At 70.2% G+C, this 21,000-nt stretch carries 19 protein-coding genes and 1 tRNA gene; 16 read left to right on the top strand and 4 right to left on the bottom strand.

Annotated elements, in window-relative coordinates; translation table 11 throughout:
• The first annotated feature begins 118 nt into the window (after positions 1-118).
• Positions 119-1,879, top strand: a complete 1,761-nt coding sequence (leuA, locus tag B2K11_RS05385) for a 2-isopropylmalate synthase (RefSeq protein ID WP_163617224.1) — start codon at positions 119-121, stop codon at positions 1,877-1,879.
• A gap of 102 nt (positions 1,880-1,981) precedes the next feature.
• Here the strand turns inward: leuA and B2K11_RS05380 are convergent, their stop codons facing one another.
• Entirely contained in the window at positions 1,982-2,668 is a 687-nt protein-coding gene (locus tag B2K11_RS05380; protein ID WP_163617223.1) for a TRIC cation channel family protein, read from the bottom strand.
• A 92-nt stretch (positions 2,669-2,760) separates the two neighbouring features.
• Between B2K11_RS05380 and B2K11_RS05375 the strand changes: the two genes are divergently transcribed.
• Together B2K11_RS05375 and B2K11_RS05370 are read left to right on the top strand one after the other, a co-directional pair.
• Entirely contained in the window at positions 2,761-4,743 is a 1,983-nt protein-coding gene (locus B2K11_RS05375) for a dynamin family protein (protein ID WP_239525743.1), read from the top strand.
• Positions 4,743-6,374: a GTPase gene (locus tag B2K11_RS05370; protein WP_163617221.1), complete on the top strand. Its 1,632-nt coding sequence runs from the start codon at positions 4,743-4,745 to the stop codon at positions 6,372-6,374. Before B2K11_RS05375 ends, B2K11_RS05370 begins: the two co-directional genes overlap by 1 nt.
• Positions 6,375-6,416: 42 nt before the next feature.
• Here B2K11_RS05370 and B2K11_RS05365 read toward each other — a convergent pair whose 3' ends face one another.
• Complete coding sequence (locus tag B2K11_RS05365; RefSeq protein WP_239525741.1) at positions 6,417-7,070, bottom strand: hypothetical protein; 654 nt, start codon at positions 7,068-7,070, stop codon at positions 6,417-6,419.
• Positions 7,067-7,534, bottom strand: a complete 468-nt coding sequence (locus B2K11_RS05360; RefSeq protein WP_163617220.1) for a MarR family transcriptional regulator — start codon at positions 7,532-7,534, stop codon at positions 7,067-7,069. Before B2K11_RS05360 ends, B2K11_RS05365 begins: the two co-directional genes overlap by 4 nt.
• A 97-nt stretch (positions 7,535-7,631) precedes the next feature.
• Between B2K11_RS05360 and B2K11_RS05355 the strand changes: the two genes are divergently transcribed.
• The 12 genes from B2K11_RS05355 to B2K11_RS05300 all read left to right on the top strand — a co-directional run bounded on the left by B2K11_RS05355 (position 7,632) and on the right by B2K11_RS05300 (position 19,284).
• A complete protein-coding gene (locus tag B2K11_RS05355; RefSeq protein WP_204260013.1) occupies positions 7,632-8,807 on the top strand; it encodes an aminotransferase class I/II-fold pyridoxal phosphate-dependent enzyme in 1,176 nt (391 codons plus the stop codon).
• A 54-nt stretch (positions 8,808-8,861) separates the two neighbouring features.
• Complete coding sequence (recO, locus tag B2K11_RS05350) at positions 8,862-9,602, top strand: DNA repair protein RecO (RefSeq protein ID WP_163617218.1); 741 nt, start codon at positions 8,862-8,864, stop codon at positions 9,600-9,602.
• Entirely contained in the window at positions 9,599-10,411 is an 813-nt protein-coding gene (locus B2K11_RS05345) for an isoprenyl transferase (protein WP_163617217.1), read from the top strand. Before recO ends, B2K11_RS05345 begins: the two co-directional genes overlap by 4 nt.
• Before the next feature lie 88 nt (positions 10,412-10,499).
• Positions 10,500-11,285, top strand: coding sequence for a hypothetical protein (locus B2K11_RS05340; protein WP_163617216.1), 786 nt, complete (start codon positions 10,500-10,502; stop codon positions 11,283-11,285).
• Positions 11,285-12,292, top strand: coding sequence for a hypothetical protein (locus B2K11_RS05335; protein ID WP_163617215.1), 1,008 nt, complete (start codon positions 11,285-11,287; stop codon positions 12,290-12,292). Before B2K11_RS05340 ends, B2K11_RS05335 begins: the two co-directional genes overlap by 1 nt.
• Positions 12,293-12,352: 60 nt before the next feature.
• A complete protein-coding gene (locus B2K11_RS05330; protein WP_163617214.1) occupies positions 12,353-13,033 on the top strand; it encodes a DsbA family oxidoreductase in 681 nt (226 codons plus the stop codon).
• Positions 13,034-13,189: 156 nt separating this feature from the next.
• Positions 13,190-14,356 (top strand): tRNA dihydrouridine synthase DusB, encoded by a 1,167-nt coding sequence (gene dusB, locus B2K11_RS05325; RefSeq protein WP_163617213.1) that lies wholly within the window; start codon positions 13,190-13,192, stop codon positions 14,354-14,356.
• Positions 14,346-15,704: a deoxyguanosinetriphosphate triphosphohydrolase gene (locus tag B2K11_RS05320; RefSeq protein WP_163617212.1), complete on the top strand. Its 1,359-nt coding sequence runs from the start codon at positions 14,346-14,348 to the stop codon at positions 15,702-15,704. The genes dusB and B2K11_RS05320 overlap by 11 nt, the downstream gene beginning before the upstream one ends.
• Positions 15,705-15,706: 2 nt before the next feature.
• Positions 15,707-17,560, top strand: coding sequence for a DNA primase (gene dnaG / locus B2K11_RS05315; RefSeq protein ID WP_163617514.1), 1,854 nt, complete (start codon positions 15,707-15,709; stop codon positions 17,558-17,560).
• Between the two features lie 50 nt (positions 17,561-17,610).
• Positions 17,611-18,402: an ATP-binding cassette domain-containing protein gene (locus B2K11_RS05310; protein WP_163617211.1), complete on the top strand. Its 792-nt coding sequence runs from the start codon at positions 17,611-17,613 to the stop codon at positions 18,400-18,402.
• Positions 18,403-18,478: 76 nt separating this feature from the next.
• Positions 18,479-18,551: transfer RNA gene (locus B2K11_RS05305), tRNA-Asn, on the top strand.
• A gap of 64 nt (positions 18,552-18,615) precedes the next feature.
• Positions 18,616-19,284: a hypothetical protein gene (locus B2K11_RS05300; protein WP_163617210.1), complete on the top strand. Its 669-nt coding sequence runs from the start codon at positions 18,616-18,618 to the stop codon at positions 19,282-19,284.
• A gap of 3 nt (positions 19,285-19,287) precedes the next feature.
• Here B2K11_RS05300 and def read toward each other — a convergent pair whose 3' ends face one another.
• Complete coding sequence (gene def / locus B2K11_RS05295) at positions 19,288-19,854, bottom strand: peptide deformylase (RefSeq protein ID WP_163617209.1); 567 nt, start codon at positions 19,852-19,854, stop codon at positions 19,288-19,290.
• A gap of 42 nt (positions 19,855-19,896) precedes the next feature.
• Between def and B2K11_RS05290 the strand changes: the two genes are divergently transcribed.
• On the top strand, positions 19,897-20,985 hold the full coding sequence (locus B2K11_RS05290; protein WP_163617208.1) for a DMT family transporter: 1,089 nt from the start codon (positions 19,897-19,899) through the stop codon (positions 20,983-20,985).
• The last annotated feature ends 15 nt before the right edge of the window (positions 20,986-21,000 follow it).

Raw genomic sequence — 21,000 nt, 5'->3', positions numbered from 1 at the left:
GACGAGACCTCGTTCTAGGGCCTTCCTCGTCGCGGAGCTTTCGCCTGGCCCGCATCATCAGGCATCGAGCCACCCCGATCGGGTTGAGGCTCGTGACAGACGAGAGAAGCAATCCATCATGAAGAACAATCAGAAGCCCTCGGGCATGCCGGTCCACAAGTATCTGCCGTACCACGAGCAGATCACCGTCGAACTGCCCGACCGCACCTGGCCGGCTCAGCGCATCACGACCGCCCCCCGCTGGTGTGCTGTCGATCTGCGCGACGGGAATCAGGCGCTCATCGACCCGATGAGCCCCGAGCGCAAGCGGGTCATGTTCGACCTTCTGGTGCGCATGGGCTACAAGGAGATCGAGGTCGGCTTCCCCTCGGCGAGCCAGACCGACTTCGACTTCGTGCGTCAGCTCATCGAAGAGAACCTCATCCCGGACGACGTCACGATCCAGGTGCTGACGCAGGCGCGCGCGCACCTCATCGAGCGGACGTACGAGTCGATCGTCGGTGCCAAGCAGGCGATCGTCCACCTGTACAACTCGACCAGCGTGCTGCAGCGCGAGGTCGTCTTCCGCACGGACGAGCAGGGCATCATCGACATCGCCCTGGAGGGCGCGCGGCTGTGCCGCGAGTTCGAGAAGCGCATCCCCGAGACCCGGGTGTTCTACGAGTACTCGCCCGAGAGCTACACCGGCACCGAGCTGGAGTTCGCGGTGAACGTGTGCAACCAGGTGATCGAGATCTTCGAGCCGACGCCCGAGCGCAAGGTCATCATCAACCTGCCCGCCACGGTCGAGATGGCGACCCCCAACGTCTACGCCGACTCGATCGAGTGGATGAGCCGTCGCCTCGCGCATCGCGAGAACGTGATTCTCTCGCTGCACCCCCACAACGACCGCGGCACCGCGATCGCCGCAGCCGAGCTCGGCTACATGGCCGGCGCCGACCGGATCGAGGGGTGCCTCTTCGGCAACGGCGAGCGGACCGGCAACGTCGACCTCGTCGCGCTCGGCATCAACCTGCTGACGCAGGGCATCGATCCGCAGATCGACTTCAGCGACATCGACCAGGTCAAGCGCACGGTCGAGTACTGCAACCAGCTGCCCGTCCACGAGCGCAGCCCCTGGGCCGGCGACCTGGTGTTCACCGCATTCAGCGGATCGCACCAGGATGCGATCAAGAAGGGCTTCGAGGCCATGGAGGCCCGGGCCGCCGCGGCCGGCGTCACGGTCGACGAGATCGACTGGGCCGTGCCGTACCTGCCCATCGACCCCAAGGACCTGGGCCGCTCCTACGAGGCCGTCATCCGCGTCAACTCGCAGTCGGGCAAGGGCGGGGTCGCGTACCTGCTCAAGACCGACCACTCGCTCGACCTGCCCCGCAAGCTGCAGATCGACTTCTCGGGTGTTGTGCAGGCCAAGACGGATGCCGAAGGCGGCGAGGTCACCAGCGACCAGATCTGGAAGATCTTCACCGACGAGTACCTGCCGGCCGAGGTCGCGGATGAGCGCTGGGGCCGCTTCGAGCTGCTGGCGACGAGCACCCGCAGCGACCTGTCGGGTGACGTCGCGCTCGACATCACCCTGCGTGACGGCGACGACCGGTTCGAGGCATCCGGCCGGGGCAACGGCCCGGTCGCGGCGTTCCTCGAGATCATCCGCGCACAGGGATTCGACGTGACGCTCTACGACTACGTCGAGCACGCCCTCAGCGCCGGTGGCGACGCCCAGGCTGCGGCGTACATCGAACTGCAGGTCGATGGTGAGCGCCTGTGGGGCGTCGGCATCGACTCGGACATCTCGACCGCATCGCTCAAAGCGATCGTGTCGGGCGTGAACCGCGCCATCCGCACGCGGCAGCGCTCCGGGGCCCTCGCGGCCGTCTGAGCGCGAACCGTCGACGGGTGTGCGCGGGTGATCCCCGCGTGCGCCCGTCGGTGTGCGTTCGGCCGGTGTCGGATGCCGGCACTGCAGGGCTGCTGAGCCCGCTCAGGGCTTGACGATCGGGATCGCCGACGTCTCGACGGCGACCTTGCGCCGATACAGCGCGCGCTGTTCCGGCAGAGAGATGTCGAAGATCACCGCGAGCAGGCGGATCACCGTGGTCACCACGATCCCGATCACGGCGGCGACCACGAGGTTCGCGCCGAGCTCGTGCGAGATCGCCAGGACGAGGCATCCGGCCCCCGCGGCCACCGCGTAGAGGGAGCCGACGTGCATGATCGCGACGGGCAGCCCCATGATCATGTCGCGAAGGATGCCGCCGCCGACCGCGGCGCAGACCCCGACGAACACCGCCGGGACGAGGGGCAGCCCGAGCGCGAGGGCCTTGCTGGTGCCGAACGCGCCGAAGAGACCGATCACCAGCGCGTCGAGGCCGACGATGACCGCGTTGAGCCGCTGGAACAGGCCGGCGAGCAGCATCCCGAACAGTGCCGCGCCGGCCGCGGTCAGCAGGTACCAGTTGCTCTGGAGCGTGGTGGGCGTGACGTTCAGCAGCAGGTCGCGGATGAGACCGCCGCCCATGCCGACCACGATGCCGATGATGGCGACCCCGAGCATGTCGAGTCGCCGCTGACCGCGGAACCCGGATGCGAACAGGGCGCCTTGGATGCCGCCGAGCCCGACGGCGATGAGGTCCGCCCACAGGGGGATCACGAAGACAGGCTCGTTCACCCCTCCATTGTCGCGTCCGGAGCCGCAACATGCCGCGCGCCTCGCGCGTGCATGCCGGGTATGCAAAGGGACACGTGGTGCAGGATGGGGACATGCCGGACGGCGACGACGGGAGCAGGGATGCCGCGGCCCACGCCCGTGGCCGCCTCATCAGTGCGGTCGACGTCGTGCGCGGCCGGCTCACCGCTGCCACGCTGCCGCTGGAGGGAACCGGCGTCGCGGAGGCGCGAGCGCGCCGGCACGACATCCTCGCGCAGATCGATGACTACCTCCTGCCGCGGCTGCGGTCGGACGGAGCCCCGCTTCTCGTCGTCGTCGGCGGATCGACGGGCGCCGGCAAGTCCACGCTCGTCAATTCCGTCCTGGGTGCGGCTCTGACGACCCCGGGCGTTCTCCGGCCGACCACCCGGTCACCCGTCCTCGTGCATCACCCCGCTGACGCACCGTGGTTCGCGCCCGAGCGGATCCTCCCGACCTTGACGCGGGTGCACACGACGACCGTCGCCTCGGGAGGATCATCCGTCGCCGAGCGTGACGGCACCGCCGCGTCCGGTGTGCGGGCGCTCCGCCTCGCTCCGTTCGCCGGGATGCCGCCGGGGCTCGCGCTTCTCGACGCCCCCGACATCGACTCCGTGGAGGTGGCCAACCGAGAGCTCGCCGCACAGCTGCTGGCGGCCGCGGACCTGTGGCTGTTCGTCACGACGGGTGCGCGCTACGCCGACGCCGTCCCGTGGGAGCTGTTTCGCGCAGCCGCAGGGCGCCATGCCCAGCTGGCCCTCGTCCTGGACCGCGTCGACGCGGGCGGTGAAGCCGTCGTGGCGGACCTCCGCCGCATGATGCTCGAGCACGACCTCGGCGACGCGCCGCTCTTCGTCGTCCCCGAGGCCCGGCTCGATCCCGACGGGCTGCTCCCCGACGCAGCCGTCGCAGACATCTCCGGGTGGCTCACCGACCTGGGCGGAAGCGCGGACGCCCGTGATGATGTGGCGCTCGCCACGCGCGACGGGGTCCTGGCCGATCTCGCTGAGGCCGTGCAAGGTGTCGCCGCAGCAGCCGACGGGCAGGCGGCCTCAGCCGCCCGCCTTCGCCAGATCGTCGAGGGTGCGTACGCCGACGCGTCGTCGCAGATCGCGACGGCCACCACGGACGGCGCGATGCTCCGCGGCGAGGTGCTCACGCGATGGCAGGATTTCGTCGGCGCAAGCACCTTCATGCGCTCGATAGAACGCGGCGTGAGCCGCGCCCGCGACGCCGTCGTCTCGTTCCTGCGCGGCGGCGAACCCGATGCGAAGCCGGTCGAGCTCGCGATCGCCAGTGGACTCGAGGCCATCACGATCGATGCGATGGAGACGGCGCGTGAACGGGTGCGCTCCGCCTGGCGCAGCGACCCGGCCGGCGCGGGGATCCTCGTCGACGCCGGAGCGACGGCGGGCGTGACGGGCGTCAGCACGGCCGACCTCAGATCGGCGATCGCCGAGCAGATCCGCGCATGGCAGGGCGACGTGCTCGCCATCGTGCAGGAGCAGGGAGCGGACCGCCGCGGCCTGGCCAGGGGACTGAGCTTCGGCGTCAACGGTCTGGGCGTGGCGCTCATGCTGGTCGTCTTCGGCAGCACGGGAGGCCTCACCGGCATCGAGGTCGGCGTCGCCGGGGGCACGGCGCTGCTCGCGCAGAAGGTGCTCGAAGCCGTGTTCGGCGACGACGCCGTCCGCAGGCTCACGGCCGAGGCATCCGAGCGACTCAGTCGGCGCCTGGGGTCTCTTCTCGAGGCCGATGCCTCCATCGCTCTCACGGCGGTCACTGCTCTCGCCGTCTCGGAGTCGGCAGGCGACGAGCTGCGGGATGCCGCTGAGGAGCTGACGCGCGCATCCGCCGACGAACGCCGCGCGCGGGTGGTGAGCGCCCCACGCGCCGCGAGTCCGGTACCCGCGCTCCGCGGCGCGCACCTTCGTGCCGTCGACATCGCCGCGCGAGGCGTCAGCGCCGAGGCATCCGGTGCACCGACGACGTCAGGCCCCGCGGAGGAGCCGAGGAAGCCCGGATTCTGGCAGTGGCTGCTGGGCAGGCAGGGCTGATGGCGCGGACGACACTCTCCCAGCGCGCCGAGGATCTGCGTGTCGCGGCCGATGCCGCGGAGGGACGGATCGCCGACGAGGTGATCGCCGCTGCGCGGCTGGCCCTGCAACGCGCGGGCGAGCGTTCGCAGCTGTCGGCAGAGCACACGGTCGTCGCACTGGCAGGGGCGACCGGCACGGGCAAGTCCACGTTGTTCAATCTCCTCACCGGAGCGGACCTCGCCCGCACGAGCCAGCAGCGCCCCACGACGGCATTCCCCCTTGCCGCCATCGCCGAGTCCTCCGACATCGCAGCCGGCTCGGCTGCCCTCCTCGACTGGCTCGGCGTGAAGGAGCGTCACGAACTCGACGTCTCAGCGAGGCACCCCGAGGGCCTCGTCTTGCTGGACCTGCCCGACCACGACTCCGTGGTCACCGAGCACAGGGTGCGCGCCGACCACGTGACCGAGCGGGCCGACCTGCTGGTGTGGGTCACGAACCCGCAGAAGTACGCCGACGCAGTCCTTCACTCCCGCTACCTCATTCCCCTCGCCGGTCACGAGGACTCGGTGGTCGTCGTGCTCAACCAGCTCGACCGCCTGACCCACGAAGACGCTGCTGCGTGCCTGGCGGACCTGACGCGCCTCGTGCAGGCCGATGGAGTCCGAGCGCGCATCCTCGGCACGTCCGCGCGCAGCGGCGAAGGGATGCCCCAGCTCGAAGCCCTCATCGCGCGCGCCGTCGACCGGCGGGAGGCTGCGACCGCGCGTCTCACGGCCGATGTGCGTCACGCGGCGGCCGAGCTCCTCGCCGCCCTTCCCGGCACGGCGCCGGACGCACGCGCACTCGCCGACGCCCGCCGCAGCCTCGTCGACGCGCTCGAGCACGCGGCCGGTATTCCTCTCGTCGTCGACGCGGTGCGCGACTCGAGCCTGCGCGACGGGTTCGCCCGCACCGGGTGGCCACCGACACGCTGGGTGCGAGCGCTGCGCGCCGACCCGCTGCGCACACTGGGGCTTCGCCCGCCCGAGCGCCGGCGCGAGGTGGACGCGCCTGCGGAGTCGGAGCTCATCCGCTCGTCGCTTCCGACGGCATCCCCGGCCGTTCGGGCGCAGGTCGCGACCGCCACCCGCACCTACGTCGCCGCCGCCGCCGCGGCGCTCCCCGGCGGCGCGCAGGAACGCGTCAACGCACGCGCGGTCGCGGCCTCGGCCGGCATCGTCGACTCCGTCGACCGCGCGATCGTGCGGACAGTCGAAGTGCGCAGCTCGCGCTGGTGGGGTGTGGCGAACGTGATGCAGTGGCTGCTGCTCGCCGTCGCCATCGCCGGGGGCTCCTGGCTCGGGCTGCTCGCCCTCCTGGACTATCTCCGCATGCCGACGGAGGGCCTCGTGCCGACGCTGACGGTGGGCGAGTTCGACGTGCCCTGGCCGACCCTGCTGCTCGTGGCGGGTGCGGCGCTCGGCCTCCTGCTCGCACTCGTGTCGGGGTTCGCGGTGCGGGCGGGCGCCCGGCGACGAGCCGCCCGCGTGGCCGGGCGGCTACGAGACGGCATCGCGGCAGTTGCGCACAACGAGATCCTCGACGAGGTCGACGCCGAGCTCACGGCGCTCGCGACGGCGCGGGAGGCAGCCCGCCGTGCCGCGCGCTGACCACGCGGCGAGGACGCCTGATCCGATGAGCGGGCGTCGAGCTCAGGGGATGTGGGTGCGGACCGCCTGCAGGAAGCCGTCGACGTCGTCGGTCCAGAGCCGCACCGCATCGATCTCGACCGCGTTGTCCGACAACCTCGTGCGCACCGGCCTCTCGAGCACGATGAGGATGTTGGTCTCGTTCGCCATGCGCAGGGACAGCGTGCGCCCGTGCTCCTCGTCGCGCAGCTTCGGCGCCTTCTCGGCGACGTCGCGCGACCGCTCGACCGATGCCACCGCCTCCCACGGCAGGTCGACATCGACGTCCGCGCCCACGCGCGCACGGATGCCGTCCGGACCGACGGCGTGGGGACGCGTGAGGTAGCTCAGCGCGAGGCCGATCATCCAGGTGAGCCCCCAGATCCCGAGGATCAGGAGCGGGATGCGCACCCACGGCCACGGGTGGACGATGAGATCGATGATGGGGATCTCCACCGCAGACAGCACGATGAAGATCATGAGGATCGTGAAGACGGGGGAGTGGTAAGCGAACCCGGTGGCCCCGGCGGGAACGCGCGGGCGGCGGAAGATCCAGCGGTAGAGGCTCTGCCAGATCCCGATCTCCGCGCGCCACGCGAGTGCAGCGAGACGTCGTAGGCGCTGCCCCAACGACGCGGGCATCGGTCGCGGCGTCGGGGTCGTGGTCGGGGTGCTCATGCGTGCACCACTCGCTCGTCCTGCCGCGCCGCATGCTCGGCGACGAGGCGCTGCAGCGTCGTCAGGACATGCTGCAGCGCGTCGGCCGTGACGCGCACGGTCTCGTCGTCCAGCCCCGCAACCAGGTCGCTGCCGAGCGACTCGTGCTCGGCATCCATCGTCTCCATGATCGAGAGTCCGCGTTCGGTCAGGTGCACCAGCACGGCCCGGCGATCGGACGGATGCGGCTCCCGACGTGCGAAGCCCGTCGCCTCCAGCGCGTCGACGAGCGTCGTGACGTGGCGCGGCGTGACGCCGATCGCCTCGGCCAGCTGAGCCTGTGTCACCGGCCCGCCGTGGTACAGCACCCACAGCAGATGGGTGCGGGGCTGAGTGAGTCCGCGCCGCTCGAGTTCGCGCGCCTGATCGGCCTCGAGCACCTGCGAGAGGGCGAGGAGGGTGTCGAGAATCTGTGTGCCAGACATAGTGAACACTATACATTATGTGATCCGGGGTTGACCGACGCCCCGTCCGTTGGGATCCTTGCGGAGGGGCTCTCAGCACTGGGGAGAGGCGATGGCGATGGCGATGTCGGATCGCGCGGCACGGGCGAAGGCGTCGGTCGACGTCGTCACGGCGTTCTTCGCACGCATCCAGGCGACGGCCGACGACACCGACGCCCTCGATTTCACGTTCGGCAACCCGCACGAGCTGGCCCTTCCGGGACTGACGGCGGCGATTCAGGCGCAGGTCGAGCCGCGGTCGGTGGACTGGTTCGCCTACAAGTCGAGCGAGCGGGCTGCGCAGGAGACGATCGCGGCAGGCCTTCGCATCGAACTCGACCTCGACTTCGAGCCCGACGACATCGCGATGACCCAAGGCGCCTTCGGCGCGCTCTCGCTGGCGTTCGCGCTGCTGGCGGACGCGGGCGACGAGGTGGTCATCCCCGTGCCCGGATGGTTCTGCTACGAGCCCATGCTCCACGCCGCGAACCTCCGCCCCGTCCGGGCCGCGCTCGATCCCGAGACGTTCGATCTCGACATCGACGCGATCTCTCGCGCGATCGGCCCGCGCACGCGGCTCGTCGTCGTCAACTCGCCGGCCAACCCGACCGGACGCGTCTATTCGCAGGAAACCTGGCACGCGCTCGCGGACGTGCTCGAACAGGCCTCGCGCACGCACGGTCGCCGCATCTGGCTCGTATCGGACGAGCCGTATCGGCGCATCCGCTTCGACGGCATCGACTTCACGAGCCCCGCCGGCTCGTACCCGTGGACGGTCATCGACTACAGCTACGGCAAGGTGCTGCTCGCACCGGGGCAGCGCCTCGGGTACCTCGCCCTGTCGCCGCTCATCCCGTTGGCCGAACGGGACGAACTGCGCGCCGCGCTCATGCCCGTGGGCCTCGCGATCGGATGGGGATTCCCCGACGCCGTCATGCAGTACTCGGTGCCGGCGCTCGAGTCCGTGTCGCTCGACCTGGCCGAACTCGCCCGGAAGCGCGATCGGCTGTTCGGCGCGCTCACCGATGCGGGCGTGCGTGTCACCCGCCCCGAGGGCACCTTCTACCTGTGGGGCGAAGCGCCGGGCGGCGACGCGGCCGCCTTCTGCGACGCCCTCGCTGCGCGCGGGGTCTATGTGATGCCCGGCACGCTCTTCGACGAGCCGCGCCACTTCCGGATGTCGCTCACCGCCACGATGGCGACCATCGACCGGGCTCTGCCCGATCTCACCGAGGTCGCCGCGGCCCTCGCCTGACAGCGCGCGGGGCGTCAGCGCCCGAGTCGGGGAGACCGCATCCATAATTGACGGGTGCCCACCTACCGCGATGAAGTCGTGGTCCTGCGTACCCACAAGCTGGGGGAAGCCGACAGGATCGTGACGATGCTCAGCCGCCGCCATGGCAAGCTGCGCGCGGTCGCGAAGGGGGTCCGCCGCACGTCGTCGCGCTTCGGCGCGCGTCTCGAGCCGTTCATGGTCGCCGACGTCCAGCTGTACCAGGGCCGGTCGCTCGACATCGTTCAGCAGGCCGAGTCCCTCGGCTCGTACGGCGCCGAGATCGTCGCGCACTACGACCGCTACACCTCCGCCCACGCGATGGTCGAGGCGGCGGACCGGCTGAACGAGGCAGAGGCGACGCCTCAGCAGTACCTGCTCCTCGTCGGCGGTCTCCGCGCTCTGTCGCGCGGCGAGCACGCCTCGCGCAGCGTGCTGGACTCCTACCTCCTCCGCGCCATGGCGCTCTCTGGATGGGCGCCCGGACTCGGCGAGTGCGCCCGCTGCGGGCGCAGCGGCCCGCACGACACATTCGTCGCACAGCAGGGCGGGATCATCTGCCGCGACTGCGCTCCGACGGGTGCCGCTCGCGTGGATGCCGCAACCGTGTCACTGCTCCAATCGCTCATGGCGGGGGAGTGGGAAATCGTGGATGCCGCATCCGCCGGCTCGACGGCGGCCGCGTCGGGGCTCATCGCGGCCTACGCTCAATGGCACCTGGAGCGCGGCATCCGTTCGCTCTCGCACGTCTCAGCCCCGCAGGAAGGCGACCGGTGACCCCGAAGCCCTACACGCACCGCGACGCGGTGCCGTATCGCCCGCTGGACTGGACCGGTGTTCGCCCTCCCACGTACCCGCGAGGGGCGGTGCCGAACCACGTGGCGATCGTGATGGACGGCAACGGCCGCTGGGCGAACCGCCGGGGTCTCACGCGCATCGAGGGGCATAAGGCCGGCGAGGCCGCCCTCCTCGATGTCGTCGCCGGCGCGATCCAGGCCGGCGTCAAGCACCTGTCGGTGTACGCATTCTCCACGGAGAACTGGTCGCGCTCGCCCGAAGAGGTCCGCTTCCTGATGGGGTACAACCGCGACGTCCTGCACCGTCGCCGCGACCAGCTCAACGAATGGGGCGTGCGGATCCAGTGGGCAGGGCGCAAGCCGCGGCTGTGGTCGAGCGTCATCAAAGAGCTGCAGTTCGCGGAGCGGCTCACCGCGGGCAACGACGTCCTGACCCTCACGATGTGCGTCAACTACGGGGGCCGCATCGAGCTCGTCGACGCGATGCGCTCCATCGCCGACGACGTCGCGGCGGGCCGGATCAAGCCGTCAGCCGTGTCGGAGAAGCTCATCCAGCGACGGCTCTATCGCCCGGACATGCCCGATGTCGACCTCTTCCTGCGCTCGAGCGGCGAGCAGCGCACGTCGAACTTCCTGCTGTGGGAGTCGGCGTACGCGGAGTTCGTCTTCCTCGACACACTGTGGCCGGACTTCTCGCGGCAGGACCTGTGGCACGGCATCGACACGTACCTCGGTCGCAATCGTCGATTCGGCGGCGCCGTCGACACGCCGGACGCATCCGCCTCCTGAGTCCGCTCGCATCGACCGGGGTATCCAGCGCGCCCGAGCACGCTCATCATTGACGTGAGCCGCGCACGCGGCCGTCAGGAGGCGCACCATGGCGCTGTCACGCAGGGTCGTCGCCACAGCGACGCTGAGCATCGCGGTCGTGCTCGCCACCGCGGGCTGCGCCGGCCCCGTGACGCAGACGGATGCTGGGCGCACGGTGTCGGCGAGCCCCTCACCGTCGCCCACTGAAACGGACGATGGGGAGAACGGGGAGACCGATCCGGACGGAGATGAGGATCCGGCTCAGGACCGCGTTCGGACCGGACCCGTCGCGCAGTACGGCGGTCCCGCGTACGGCGATCAAGGCGTGGCGGAGATCATCGACGCGGGCGTATGGTGCAAGACCATCGCGGTGTTCTGGGGCGGAACGGTTCCCGAGGGCGTGCGGTTCACCTTCCAGCACGCGGTGACCGATCGTGGCGGACTCCAGATCGAGGGCGGGGTGTGCGGGTCGCGCGGCGCCGACCGCTCCTGTCTGGGAATGACCGTCGACGCCGACGACTCCCAGCTCACCTGCAGCCTCCTGCTGCGTCCCGATGCGGACTTCCAGGACGGCACGTCGATCCTGTTCGAGGGAACACTCGAGTGCCCGACATCGGAGATCTGCGACATCGTGGTGGCCCGCGATGTCAAGCCCGGGCCCGCCATCGTCGTCGTAAACCCTGAGGGGGAGGGTGAGGACGAGCAGCAGGATCAGGATCAACAGGATCAGGATCAACAGGATCAGGACCAGCAGGATCAGGACCAGCAGGATCAGGACCAGCAGGATCAGGACCAGCAGGATCAGGACCAGCAGGATCAGGACCAGGATCAGCAGGAGGAGGGGAGCGGGTGATGGCCCGCCGCGCGCGCAGTCCGCGGCCGGAGCAGTCGGCCGTCGGCGCGCCCGCGCACGCGACGCAGACGACGAGCACCACCGCAACCCCTCCCGACCCCGCCGCCGCACCGCGCCGCGAAACCGGACTCGGCTTCGAGAAGTGGATGGGGTTCCTGTCGTCGTTCGTGGCGCCGCTCACCCTGGTCACGGCGCTGCTGTTCTACTTCGGCTACGTCTCGACGCGCGAGTTCTTCCGCTACTTCGGCGTGGACGTCGACATCATCGGACTGAGCTCCCAGGAGTTCGTCATGCGCAGCCCCGGAGCGCTCTTCATCCCCGTCATGGTGCTCACCCTCCTGGCGGTCCTGGCGATCCTCGGCCACCGCGCGCTGAGGAAGTGGCTCGTGGTGCAGCAGCGGGCGACCCAGCGCCGCGTGATCGGAACCGTCGCGTGGACCGGCATCGCGTTCGTGCTCGCCGGTCTCGCACTGGCGTTCGTGGTGCCGTTCCTCCCCGGATGGACCTACGGACAGCTGCTGACGCCGCTGTTCCTCGCAATCGGCGCGGGCCTCGCCGCCTACGCGGCGGCGACCGTTCGCGCCCTGGACGGCGCGAGCGGTGGCCGGGGCGTCGTGGTACTGCTGGTCCTCGTGATGATCGCGGGGACGTTCTGGTCGACGGCGACCATCGCGCAGTGGTGGGGTCTCGGGCAGGCGCGGTCGCTCGCGGCCGACCTCAGCACACTGCCCGCGGTGGTCCTCGACACGCGCGAGCGGCTCTACCCCGGCGACGACGACATCACGTTCCAGCAGCTCGGCGACGAGGCATCCACAGAAGATCCCGCTGCAGGGGACCCCAAGTTCGGCTACCGCTATTTCGGCCTCCGGCTCCTCGCGCAGGGCGGAGGCCGGCTGTACCTGGTGCCGGACGCGTGGTCACCGGATGCCTCGACCATCGTCGTGCCGTACGACGATGTGCGCGTGCGATTCCGGTTCGTCCCCGACGCGGACCCGCCGACACCCTGACCATTCCGTCCGCGAGCATTCGACGGAATAGAAGCGTGCGCTCGCACCGTTGTCACCAGCATGACGGACGCCATCAAGATCGACGTGTGGAGCGACATCGCCTGCCCCTGGTGCTACATCGGCAAGCGCAACCTCGAGAACGGGCTGGCCGCGGCATCCGCCGACGACGACGCGCCCGCCGTGGAGGTGACCTTCCACTCGTTCGAGCTCTCGCCCGACACGCCCGTCGACTTCGAAGGCGATGAGCTCGACTTCCTCGCGAAGCACAAGGGCATGCCGCGCGAGCAGGTGGAGCAGATGCTCCAGCGCGTCACGGGCGTCGCCGCCGAGGCCGGCCTGGAGTACCGCTTCGACCTCCTCAAGCACACCAACACCGTCAAGGCGCACGAGCTGCTGCACTTCGCCAAGGAGCAGGGCCGGCAGCACGAGCTCGCCGAGCGGCTCATGGCCGCATACTTCACCGAGGGCCGTCACCTCGGGCGGGAGGACGAGCTCATGGACCTCGCCACGGATGCCGGGCTCGACGCCGACGCCGCGCGCAAGGCCCTGCAGAGCGGCCGCTACCTCGACGCTGTCCGTGCCGACCAGGCGCAGGCCACGGCGTACGGCATCAACGGCGTGCCGTTCTTCGTGATCGACGGCAAGTACGGCGTATCGGGTGCGCAGCCCGCCGAGGCGTTCGCACAGATCGTGCGCCAGGTCTGGTCGGAGCACCGTGAGCCCGTCGTCGCCGACGCCTGATCCCTGACCGCTCGAACGGGCCCGCCGCGATTCGTCCGCGCCGGGCCCGTGCTCTGCGTGCGGTCGCCGGACAGAATGCACGGCGATGACGGCGACGAGGCCACAGGGAAGCGGTCCGTTCAGCCAAGGGACGGATTCCTGTAAGAGAATGGAGTCGTGACGACTGCCCTCGCTCCCGCGCGCACGCTGCGCATCGGGCCCATCGAACTCGATGCGCCCGTCGTGCTGGCGCCGATGGCGGGCATCACCAACACCGCTTTCCGGCGGCTCTGCCGCGAGTACGGAGCAGGCCTCTACGTCAGCGAGATGATCACGACGCGCGCCCTCGTCGAGCGCAACGCCACGACGATGCGCCTGATCACGCACCACGAGTCCGAGAAGCCGCGCTCGATCCAGCTGTACGGCGTGGACCCAGCGACGACCGAGGCCGCGGTGCGCCTCCTCGTCGAGGAGGATCGCGCCGACCACATCGATCTGAATTTCGGATGCCCCGTTCCCAAAGTGACCCGCAAGGGCGGGGGAGCAGCGCTGCCGTGGAAGCTCGGGCTGTTCCGCGACATCGTGACGCGCGCTGCGCGCGCCGCCGGAGACATCCCGCTCACCGTCAAGATGCGCAAGGGCATCGACCCCGACCACCTCACCTACCTCGATGCGGGCCGCATCGCCGAGGACGCCGGAGTGGCGGCCGTCGCCCTGCACGCGCGCACCGCGTCGGAGTTCTACTCGGGCAACGCCGACTGGTCGGCGATCGCCGCACTCAAGCAGGCCGTCACGAGTGTCCCCGTCCTCGGCAACGGCGACATCTGGTCGGCCGACGACGCGGTGCGCATGATGGATGAGACGGGGTGCGACGGCGTCGTCGTCGGTCGTGGCTGCCTCGGGCGTCCGTGGCTCTTCGGAGACCTCGCCCGCGCGCTCGGCAACCCGGGCGCCGCACCCGCCGCGCCGGTCGATGCGACCCTCGGGTTCGTCGCGCGCGCCTTCCGCCGGCACGCGGAGCTGCTCGTCGACTTCTTCGAGGACGAGGGCCGCGGCTGCCGCGACATCCGCAAGCACGTCGCCTGGTACTTCAAGGGCTACCCGGTGGGTGGCGAGCTGCGTGCGAGCCTGGCCACCGCATCCACCCTCGCCGAGATCGACGATCTACTCGCGACCATGGAACTCGACGCCCCCTACCCGGGTGCGGCGGCGGAGGGCCAGCGCGGTCGTGCCGGCACCCCGAAGCGCCCCGCCCTGCCCGACGGCTGGCTGAACTCCCGCGAGCTCGGGGCCGAGGCATCCACCGCCCTCGCCGAAGCGGAACTCGACCACAGTGGCGGGTGACGTGGCGGGCGCGTCCGATCGCCCAGCGGGGTACGACGACGCCGATGCCGCCCGCTTCCTCACCGAGCGCCACCGGTCGCAGCGCGACGACTTCGCGCGGGATCGAGCCCGAGTGCTGCACTCGGCTGCACTCCGGCGTCTCGCCGCGAAGACGCAGGTGCTCAGCCCGGCGAGTCCGGCCGACTTCGCGCGCAACCGCCTGACACATTCGCTCGAGGTCGCCCAGGTCGGGCGCGAGCTCGCGACGGCGCTGGACCTCGCCGCGGACGTCGTCGACACCGCCTGCCTCAGCCACGACCTCGGGCACCCGCCCTTCGGGCACAACGGCGAGCGGGCGCTGAACGAGTGGGCGGAGGGCTTCGGCGGGTTCGAAGGGAACGCCCAGACGCTGCGCATCCTCACGCGCCTCGAGCCCAAGGTCATCGACGCCGAGGGCCGCAGCTTCGGGCTGAACCTCACGCGCGCGAGCCTCGACGCGGCGTGCAAGTACCCGTGGACGGCAGACCACCCGCTCCCCGATCCGGGCGGCCGGTTGAAGTTCGGCGTCTACCCCGAAGACGAAGAGGTCTTCCGCTGGCTGCGCGCGGAAGCGCCAGGACGCGTGCGCTGCATCGAGGCCGAGGTGATGGACCTCTCGGACGACATCGCCTACTCGGTGCACGACTTCGAGGACGCCGTGGTCAACGGCTACCTCGACCCCGCGCGCCTCGTGGATCCGCGCGAGCACCAGTGGTTGCTCACCGCGATCCAGTCATGGGTCGGCTTCGACTTCGCGCGGGACGAGCTCGAGGACGCCCTGTTCCGCCTCACACGGATGCCCGAGTGGATCGATTCGTTCGACGGCACCCGCCCGGCGCTGGCGCGACTCAAGAACCTGACCTCCGACCTCATCGGCCGCTTCGCGCGCGCGGCCACGACGGCCACGCGCGAGTCGTACGCGACCTCGGTGCTGACCCGCTACCGCGGGCACCTCGTGGTGCCCCGCATCGTCGAGGCTGAGATGGCAGTGCTCAAGGGCATCATCGGCGCGGCGGTCGTGTCGATCGAGGGACGCAAAGACCTCTACAAGGAGCAGCGGCGCCTGCTCAAGCGCGTCGCCACCGCGCTCTGGGAGCGACCCGAGGCGCTGGACCCGCTGCACGCGGAGGACTTCGCCGCCGCCGAAACGGATGCCGCACGCCGCCGCGTGGTCGTCGATCAGGTCGCGAGTCTCACCGACCAGCTGGCGATCGCGTGGCACGGGTCGCTCGTCGGGCAGGTGGACGCCGCATCCGTCGGCGTCTGGGCGCCGGGAGCCCGGCCCATGGACGCGGCGCGCACCGCCCGCGACCCGTCCGAGGTGCGCTGATGGTGGGGCGAATCCGTCAGGCGGACGTCGACGAGGTGAAGGCCCGCACGAACATCGCCGACATCATCGGTGAGCGGGTCGCCCTCAAGTCGGCCGGCGTCGGCTCGCTGAAGGGCCTGTGCCCGTTCCACGACGAGCGCAGCCCGAGCTTCAACGTGCGCCCGCAGGCCGGCTTCTACCACTGCTTCGGCTGCGGCGAGTCGGGCGACGTCTACTCCTTCCTGCGCGCGATGGACCATGTGACCTTCACCGAGGCGGTCGAGCGCCTCGCCGGCCGCATCGGCTATTCGCTGCACTACGAGGACGGCGGCGCCGCCCCCGAGCACACCGGCCGTGCGCGCCTGTACGCCGCGAACGCGGCGGCGGCGGAGTTCTTCCGCGCGCAGCTGGTCACGGCGGAAGCCGACATCGCCAGGCGCTTCCTGGGGCAGCGCGGATTCGACGCCGGCGCAGCAGGACACTTCGGCGTGGGCTACGCCCCGAAAGGGTGGTCGGGCATGCACTCGGCGCTGCGCGCACAGGGCTACAGCGACGAGGAGCTCTCCTCAGCGGGACTCGTGTCGCAGGGCCAGCGCGGCGTGTACGACCGGTTCCGCGGCCGGGTGGTCTGGCCCATCCGCGACGTCACCGGTCAGGTGATCGGGTTCGGCGCACGCCGGCTCTACGACGACGACAACGGCCCCAAGTACCTCAACACGCCCGAGACGACCATCTACAAGAAGGCGCAGGTGCTCTACGGACTCGATCTCGCCAAGCGCGAGGTCTCCCGCCAGCACCGTGTCGTGGTCGTCGAGGGCTATACGGACGTGATGGCCTGCCACCTCGCCGGCATCACGACCGCGATCGCCACGTGCGGCACCGCCTTCGGCTCCGACCACATCACGGTGCTCCGCCGCGTCATGGGCGACGACTCCACCGCCGGGGAGGTCGTCTTCACCTTCGATCCCGATGCCGCAGGGCAGAAGGCGGCGCTGCGCGCCTTCGCCGACGCCAAGCGGTTCAACGCGCAGACGTACGTCGCCACCGGTCCCGAGGGACTCGACCCGTGCGACCTGCGCCTCGCCCGAGGGGACGGCGCGGTTCGCGCGCTGCTCGAGACCAAGGTGCCCATGGTCGAGTTCGTGATCGATCAGCGCATCTCGGGCTTCGATCTCGCAAGTGTCGAGGGCCGTGTGGGCGCGCTGCGCTCGGCCGCACCGGTCGTCGCCGAGCTGCGCGACCCGCTCCTGCAGCCCGAGTACGTGCGGGTGCTCGCGCGTCGACTCGGCATGGACACGGAAGACGTGCGCCGCGAGGTCGAACGCGCGGGCCGTGGTGGCGGGAACCGGCGCGACTCCGCCCCCGGAGCGCCACCGGCGGAGCCCGCCGCCGACGGCGCGCTGCGCGTCACACTCGCGACACTTCCCCGCACCCCCGAGGTCGGGCTGGAGCGGGACGCGCTGATGGGCGTGCTGCAGTTCGGGCACCGCATGGACGCGACCCTCATCGAACGGGCGCTCGAGCAGCCGTTCCGCAACTCCGCGCTCGACGCGGTGCGCGTCGCCATCCGCGAGGCACCCGGGATGCAGCGGCCGGGCTGGTCGGCGGATGCCGTCGCCACCGTGCGCGAGCCGTATCGGTCGCTCGCCGCAGAGCTGCTCGCGGGCGACTTCCCGGCGCTGAGCGATGATGCGGCGGTGACATCGGCAGGAGATCTCGCGCGCCGCCTCGTCCTGCGGCGCTTCGATCGGGAGAAGGCCGAACTCCTCGGTGCGATCCAGCGTGTGCCGGCGGCATCCGAAGAGGGACGCAGCATCCGCCTGCGCCTGCGCGAGCTCGACGCACGACGCCAGGCGCTCGTCGACGAAGCGTCCTGATCCGCGCGTCCCGGCTGGCGTCGAGGTCGCTCCCAGGGCAGGATGAACAGATGGCTCGCCGAAGAGACGCGGATGTCGCGATCGACTGCTCCGATCTTTCGATCGCCCGTCGTGGCGGCCGCGGAGGTGAGTCCCAGCGGGTCGTCGACGGCGTCTCGTTCCGGCTGCCCCACGGTGGCATCCTCGCTCTGATGGGCCCAACCGGCTCAGGCAAGTCCTCGCTCGCCACGGTGCTGGCAGGCGCCGACGAGGCGGGCCTCGCTGTGGTGGGCGGACACGCGCTCGTCGAAGGAATCTCGGTGCGGCATCCGGGCCGCGCGCATCGCCAGTTGACGTACTACGCCGGCCACCTCCCGCAGTCGGCGGGCGCCCGGCTGCCGGCGCGCCTCACGGTGGCCGACCTGATCGGCGAACCGATCACCAGCCGCGACCGCCGCGTGAGCGCACGTGCCCTCGCGGTGCGGGTGGCGTCCCTGCTGGACGAGCTGATGCTCCCGCTCGGCGCGGCCGCAAAATATCCGTACGAGCTGAGCGCCGGCATGCGCCAGCGCGTCGCGCTGGCGCGCGCTCTCGTTCTGCAGCCGCGTGTGCTGATCGCCGACGAGCCCTTCGCGAACATGGACGTCGAGGTGCGCAAGGCGGCACGCGAGGCCGTGCTGCGGCGCCGCCGTGAGCTCGACATGGCGGCGCTCATCGTCACCAACGAGCGGGACGTCGTGAACGAGCTGGATGCGGACGTGCTCGTGCTCCGCGCAGGGCATGCGGTCGCGTACGGACATGGCACGCAGAACCTGCTGTGGACGCCGAGCGGCGAGGCCGACAGGCGTCTCGTGAGCTCATGAAAGCCCTGCCGTGGTCGTGAGCACGGGCTGGGCTTTGCTAGTATGGTCTGGTTGCCCGCGCGAAAGTGCGGACCATTCCTCCATAGCTCAATTGGCAGAGCAATCGGCTGTTAACCGATAGGTTCTTGGTTCGAGTCCAAGTGGGGGAGCGAAGGCCTCGGGGCTCCACCCCCGAGGCTTTCTTCGTCTCCGGGATCAGATCGAGGGGTGCACATGGCGGGTCGCGCGAAGGCCTCGCCGCTGCTGGCGGTCGAGGGCGGCGTCCCCGCGCCGGCGCCGATCTACCGCGCTGTGCCGCTGCTGGCTGCGCTGGCGGTGTTCGCGGCGGCGGTCGCGTGGGTCGGCCTCGTGGTGCTGATGGGCGGAGACCCGTGGATGTTCCCGTTCTCGGTTCCGGCGCCCTGGCTCTTCCTCGCACTGGTGCCCTCGATCGCGGCGATCCTGCTCGCGGTGCGTGGCGTTCTGGTGTGGTCGCTGGCTCTCGCGGTCGTCAGCTGCTGGCTTGTTCCGACGGGTGTCGCGACGATCGCGGTCGTGGTGGTCGCGCTGTGGACGGCGCGCGGGATCCGCAGTCAGTGGGCCGCGCACGATCTCGACTCGGTCATCGCCACCGCCGCGGCCCACGGCCTTCCGGTGCTGGTCGTGCAGCACGTCGCGGGCAGGGCGGGGTCACGCAAGGCCACCGACACCACGCAGGTGCAGGTACGCGACGTCGACACCGGCGAGCTGACCACCGCCCGGGTGTGGGGGCCGCTGCAGACCGGCACCACCCTCGTGCGGCAGGGGATGAACGTCATCGCACAGGCGCCGCCCGGAGCCGACGCCGAGCTGCGTCGGTGGGTCGACCGTCAGAACCGCCGCAGCGACGATATACCTGCCTGAGCGTCAGGCGTCGATGTCGTCCACTCCGGGAGTCCAGGCACTGCCGGGCCGGCCCCACCCGCGCTTGCGGGCGATCTTCTGCACGGTCTTCCAGTCGCCGTCGTCGAGACGATCGACGTACAGGATCCCGTCGAGGTGGTCGAATTCGTGCTGCATGATGCGTGCCCGCCACCCGCCGACACGAATCTCCACGGGCGCCCCGTCGAGATCGGAACCGGTCACGAGCACTTCGTCCGAGCGACGCAGCGGGAATCGTTCGCCCGGGAACGAGAGACAGCCTTCGGCTTCGTCGTCGGGATCTGGTGCGCCCGGGTCGAGCGGTCGCATCCACAGCTCGGGGTTGATGACCACCCCGCGCCAGGGCGCACCGTCGTCGTCAGCGTAGTTGTACGTGTAGATGCGCAGCGGCACACCGACCTGAGGGGCGGCGAGCCCGACGCCGGGTGCGGCATCCATCGTCTCGAACATGTCGGCGACCAGCGTGCGGATCTCGTCCGTGATCTCTTCGACGGGGGATGCGGGGGAGTGCAGGACGGGATCGCCCATGATGCGAATCGGGAGAACAGCCACGCCTTGAGCCTATCGACCGGCGCCTGCGGCTAGTGTCGATACGTGGTCTGGACTGCGGTGGAACTCGAGGATGTCGGCGATCAGCTCGTCGGCGCGTTCCAGAACCCCGGCATCCTGATCGGCATCCCGCTCGCCCTGCTGGGCGCGGTGTTCATGTCGTTCGGCGCCCAGTACCAGCACCGTGGCGTGACGAAGGTCGAGAGCCTCAGTGGCGGCCACTCCAGCGAGGGGCTGGGGCCGAGTCATCTGCTGAAGCTGCTCGCCCGTCCTTCGTGGGTGATCGGCACCGTGATGCTGGGCCTGGCGATCGTCTGCCAGCTGTCTGCCCTCTTCTTCGCACCGCTCATCGTCGTGCAGCCGCTGGGAGCGGTGGCCCTCGTCATCACGACCCTCCTCAATGCGCAGATCAGTGGGCACAAGCCCACGAAGCGCTCCCTCATCGCGATCGGCGCGTGCGTCGGCGGCATCTTCATCTTCGTCACCATCGCCGCCCTGTTCGCGACCGAGAAGCCCGTGTCGAACGGGCAGCTGATCACGATCCTGGTGCTCCTGGTGGTCGTCACGCTGGTGTTCGCGGGGTTCTGGATCTGGCTACGCAAGCGCATCGGCGCTCTCTTCTACATCACCGCGGCCGGGGTCATCTACGGTTTCGTCGCGACGCTGGCCAAGGTGGTCATCGAGCGGATCAAAGACGACAACTTCGATTGGCTGACGTTCGCGTGCCTGGCCGCCCTGATCATCGGCGCCATCATCGGGGCCTATTTCGTGCAGAGCGCGTACGCCTCGGGTCCGCCCGACCTGGTCGTCGCCGGTCTCACTGTCATCGACCCCATCGTGGCCATCATCATCGGTCTGACGGTGCTGCAGGAGGTCGCCGGCGCTCCACTCTGGGTCTACATCTCGTTCGCCGTGGTCGGTGCGATCGCGGTGTGGGGAGTGTTCCAGCTGGCGCGCCACCATCCGCAGGTGCTCAGCGAGAGCCAAGAGCTGCCGATCCAGCGTGGGAGCAACGGCGAGACGATGGATGCCGCGCACCCGCGCACCGGCTCGGTCAAGGTCACCGAGGCCGTTGCTAAGGTGTGGCCCGAGCCGCCGGTCAAGGACCGCCTCGACGACACCGACCACCACTGACGCGCGCACGTCGAG

This window comes from Microbacterium sp. B35-30 (assembly GCF_010634855.1).
GTDB lineage: Bacteria > Actinomycetota > Actinomycetes > Actinomycetales > Microbacteriaceae > Microbacterium.
Note: the sequence above shows the minus strand (reverse complement) of the source record. Positions and strands in the feature narration are given on the sequence as shown.

Excerpts from the sequence above, each read along its gene's own strand:
- B2K11_RS05375 (WP_239525743.1), top strand. The coding sequence starts at position 2,761 with ATGCCGGACGGCGACGACGGGAGCAGGGATGCCGCGGCCCACGCCCGT.
- B2K11_RS05355 (WP_204260013.1), top strand. The coding sequence starts at position 7,632 with ATGGCGATGTCGGATCGCGCGGCACGGGCGAAGGCGTCGGTCGACGTC.
- B2K11_RS05335 (WP_163617215.1), top strand. The coding sequence starts at position 11,285 with ATGGCCCGCCGCGCGCGCAGTCCGCGGCCGGAGCAGTCGGCCGTCGGC.
- B2K11_RS05370 (WP_163617221.1), top strand. The coding sequence starts at position 4,743 with ATGGCGCGGACGACACTCTCCCAGCGCGCCGAGGATCTGCGTGTCGCG.
- B2K11_RS05360 (WP_163617220.1), bottom strand. The coding sequence starts at position 7,534 with ATGTCTGGCACACAGATTCTCGACACCCTCCTCGCCCTCTCGCAGGTG.
- B2K11_RS05300 (WP_163617210.1), top strand. The coding sequence starts at position 18,616 with ATGGCGGGTCGCGCGAAGGCCTCGCCGCTGCTGGCGGTCGAGGGCGGC.
- leuA (WP_163617224.1), top strand. The coding sequence starts at position 119 with ATGAAGAACAATCAGAAGCCCTCGGGCATGCCGGTCCACAAGTATCTG.
- B2K11_RS05365 (WP_239525741.1), bottom strand. The coding sequence starts at position 7,070 with ATGAGCACCCCGACCACGACCCCGACGCCGCGACCGATGCCCGCGTCG.
- B2K11_RS05310 (WP_163617211.1), top strand. The coding sequence starts at position 17,611 with ATGGCTCGCCGAAGAGACGCGGATGTCGCGATCGACTGCTCCGATCTT.
- B2K11_RS05340 (WP_163617216.1), top strand. The coding sequence starts at position 10,500 with ATGGCGCTGTCACGCAGGGTCGTCGCCACAGCGACGCTGAGCATCGCG.
- B2K11_RS05330 (WP_163617214.1), top strand. The coding sequence starts at position 12,353 with ATGACGGACGCCATCAAGATCGACGTGTGGAGCGACATCGCCTGCCCC.